General features: G+C 60.7%; 1 protein-coding gene. It reads left to right on the plus strand.

Annotated elements, in window-relative coordinates; translation table 11 throughout:
- Positions 1 to 151: 151 nt before the first annotated feature.
- Positions 152 to 4397 (plus strand): malectin domain-containing carbohydrate-binding protein (locus tag ABIZ35_RS00650; protein WP_348217943.1); only part of this gene is annotated, 4246 nt, incomplete at its 3' end.

Consider the following 4397-nt stretch of genomic DNA (forward strand, 5'->3'; position numbering starts at 1 on the left):
GACATCGTGCTTTTCTAGGCGCGATTTCAATCGCCGGCTATCCTTGGCTGCTCGTTTCCAGAAATCCTCGAAACCTATCAGTGTAGTGATTGTCTCAAAAGCGGTCTATGCGGCAGCGTCCGTGAGACCCATTCGATTGTGAGAACTTCTTATGTTGAAATATTTCACCTCTACTGCTTTGTCAGTTCTCCTGATAAGCCAGTGCAGTTTAGCGCTCGCCGCGCAATCGCCATCCGTTACTGCGGTCCCCAACTCCGGCTGGCGTTTACTGCTCGACCCACAAGCGTCCTGGCGCGATGATAAACTCTATCTGCCCGACGAAGTGAAGCTGGAGACTCTGCCGATCAACGCGCCGACGGGCGGGTGGGGCGTGCTGTCAGCAGGCGCCGGACTTGGAGTTTCGCTGCCGGGAACCGTGGAGGAGCATTACTGGGGCAAGGCGCCCGGTCATGTCCTGAATCCGGCCGACATCAATCAAGTTGTCAATGCCGACGGAGCATACTTCGGCGTTTCCTGGTGGTATCGAACATTCACGGCGCCCAAGCTAGCGCCGGGCGAGCGGCTTGTTTTCTCCTTTCCCGGCGCCCGAATGCGCGCCGAGGTATATGTGAACGGCAAACTCGTCGGATATGACGTCGTGACCGAAACGGCGTTTGAGGCGGACGCCACCCGCGCGCTCAAATCCGGCGGGCCAAACACGATTGCCGTTCGGATCACCAATCCCGGCGGCAACTTCGCCTGGGTCGATTTTGATCTTTTGAAGTGGGGCTCGTATGAACTTCCCGTCTCACACGGTTTCGGTGGGATGGATGGCGGCGTGACGATGTCCGTGCGCGGCCCCGTCGCCGTCACGGACCTGGCGATGCTGAACAACCCCGATCCGCGCAAGATCACCTTCACCGCACAGGTGATTTCCCATGGTCCTGCGTATGATGGCCCCGTTGCGCTGTCGATACAGAAGGGCGGCAAAATATTATGGTCGGGTGCGGCGCCGGTGCATGTCGGCGCTGGCGGTTCGGCGACGGTGACGAAGTCCGTCACACTGCCTGGCGCTCAGTTGTGGTCCGTGGGCAAGCCAAATCTTTATACCGGGGCCGCGTCCATCCCCGCGATCTCGCATTCGGACCATGCGACGGACTTCGGGTTCCGCTGGTTCACCGCAAAGGGCGTTGGTTCCGACGCCAAGCTGTATTTGAACGGCAAGCGCATTGTGGTGAAGTCGTCCATCTCCTGGGGCTTCTGGTCGCCGAACGGCATGTTCCCGGACCAGGCGGCGGCGGATCGCGAGGTTGCCGCCGCCCACGCCATCGGGCTGAACGCGGTCCAGAACCACCGGCATATGCCGAAGCCGATTATTCTGGACACGTTCGATCGCGCCGGCCTGATGCGCTACTGCGAAGCCGGAGCGGGCGGCTTCACGTACCGATGGGACAACGAGCCGAACTATCCCAACACAGGGCCGGTCGATACCTCCGGCGCGGGCGGCGAGCCGACGACGTTTTACAACAAATACGAGCTGTGCAAAGTCCTGGCAATGATCAAGGCGGAGCGCTCGCACCCGTCCGAGATCATCTGGTCGCTCCAGAACGAAGCGTCGGTCAACCTGCGTAATCCGAAGATCTATTACACGCTGCGCAAGATGCGCGAGGCGGATCCGTCCCGGATCATCATGCTGGAGTCGGGATTCAGTTCGCACGATCAAGTCTGGGCGCCGCCATATTCCAGTGATCTCCAGATCGATAAGGGGCAGGGATCGGGCTGGAACGACCGCCACACGGCGGGCGATGCACCGGGAAGCGTCTATCTGGACAGCTACTACAAATCCGCGACGGATTACAAATACGGCCCCGATAGCAAGGCCGAAATCAGCGCCTGGGGCGAGATGGCGACAGGCGCCTCTCCGGACGATCATGCGGCCATCAGCGCCTGGTACAAAGCGCAAGGCATCCCCGGCTACGACCGAGCCGCGCATGAAGCGATCGACGCCGCTTACGAAAAATTTCTGGACGCCTACGGTTTCCGTTCCGCATTCCCGCACGCCGACGCGATCTTTCACGGCGCCGCCGCGAAGCATTATGACAACACGGCGCGTATGCTGGAGAACGGCCGCATCAACAACTGGAACGACTATCTCGTGCTTTCGGGCTGGGAATCCACGGCGATCGATAACCATAGCGGCATCGTCGATGCTCGGCGCATGACCAAGACCGATCCCGCGCCGATCCACGCGGCGGCCGCGCCGGCGCTGCTCGTGATCCGTACGCCGCATCTCGTTCTGGCGGCGGGCGAAACGGCGAACGTCGATATCCATCTCGTCAATGAAATCGATCTGAAAGGACGCTATACGCTCAAGATCGTCGCCGAAGACGCGCAGGGGAAGACTTTCTTTACCTCGTCGTCGCCTGTCGCCGTGGCCGGCGGCGAAACCTTCGGCCAGCTTCTGAAGAGCGGCGTCGCCGTCAAGCCGGCGGGGCAGGGGATCGTGACCATCACGGCGTCGCTGATCTCGCCCAGTGGGAAGTCAATTCTCAAAAAGACCGAGAAGCTGCTGGTCGTTGAAACGCAGCCGGCACCGCTTTACGGCTCTGTCGCCGTTCTTGGATCGCCTCAGATCGGGCCGGCCCTGCAAAAGCGGCTTGGCCTCACGGCCGTTCCTTACTCTTCCTCGCTTGGTAAAGTGGATACGATTGTCATCGATCCTTCCGCGCCGGGGGAAACGCTGCGCTGGCAGTCGACCCAGGTCGATCGCAATACGATCCGTGACGCTGCCGATCCCGGTCTCTACACGGACCAGATGTATGGACGCATGGGGCCAGTCGTGCATTACCCGGATGTGGCCGCCGGTCCGGCGCGCGTCGATCTGTACTTCGCCGAAACGTACTTCAACAAGCCGGGTCAGCGTATTTTCGATGTCGCGCTCAATGGCAAGACCGTCCTGCACGACCTGGATATCTTCCAGGAAACAGGCGGCTCCGGCGTTTCATTAGTAAAAACATTCACCGTGGACATTGCCGGCGATGGATTGAATGTGAGCATCCCCGCCGTTCGAACGGATAACGCCAGCATCGCCGCTATCCGTGTGACGGACTCGCAGGGGCGCGTCATCCGGGAGGTGTTTCGGCGGTCTCGATACTTTGATTCTCAGGGAAACAAGTGGAATGCAATTGGCGCGACTGGCTACGATTGGGCTACCTTGCCGACGGACTTGATCCAGCGTGTTCGCGACGGCGCGCGCCTGATTGTCCTATCCAACGACGCCGAGTGCGCCGACGCACAATCGGCTGCCGAGACGCTGGGCAGCGCGCATGTGCTGACGTATTCCGGCATGGTGGGATCATCCGGCCCCTCCTGGCTTGGCCTCTGGTACTTCGGAAAGTCGCATTGGCTCTTAAACGGGCTGCCCTCCAATTGCGTCTTAGGCTGGCCTTACCAGATCACCAATGGCAACGGCATGAAGATCACTGCGCCCGGAATGGACGCCGTGATCGGGTACGGGATGCATCACAGTCCGGATATCGGTCTGGGCGTCGCCGTGGTTCCCTGCGGCAAGGGCCAAGTCGTCCTCTTCTGCCTGCCGGGTCTCGCGCAGGCGTTTGCGTCGGATAACGCCGACGGTATCGATCCCATCGCCGCTCGCCGCCTCGTCTACAACGCCCTCGCCGGCTCCGGCGCCGCCAAAATCACTGAGGAGAAAGCGATGACATTCGAAAACGAAACGAAACTGTCGGATTTCCACGGCTACCAATGCCATGAGTTCACGCTGGACGGGCGTGAGGCGCGCGTCGTCGAGCCCAAGCATGAACTGCCCGGACGCCCCTGGATCTGGCGGACGATGTTCTGGGACGCATTCCCGAACGCCGACATCGCGATGCTGGAGCGCGGCTTTCATGTCGCTTATATCGACACGGGCGACACATACGCGAACGCCAAGGCGCTCACACAGTTCGACGCGCTATACAATCTACTCACCAACCAGTACGGCTTCTCCCAGCGTCCGGCGCTGGAGGGCCTGAGCCGGGGCGGCTTCTGCGCCTACCGCTGGGCGTACTTCAATCCCGACAAAGTCGGCTGCATTTACGGCGACGCTCCGCTTTGCGATATCAACGCCGCCCGGGGCGCCAATGACTTCTGGAAGAGTATTCTGGGCGCATATCAGGCGACGGACGACGAGATGAAGACGCTTAAGGGCAACCCCATCGACAGTCTGGCGACCCTCGCCGCCGCGCACATCCCCATCCTCCATGTGTGCGGCGATCAAGACGAGGCGGCGATCCTCGCCAAAAACAACAACATCATTCAGGAGCGTTACCCAGCGCTGGGCGGTCAATTTACGCTGATTCTAAAGGAAGGCTGCATGCACCATCCGCATGGCCTGACCGATCCCACGCTTGTCGCGG

This window comes from Capsulimonas sp., from assembly GCF_039929585.1.
Taxonomy (GTDB): Bacteria; Armatimonadota; Armatimonadia; order Armatimonadales; family Capsulimonadaceae; genus Capsulimonas.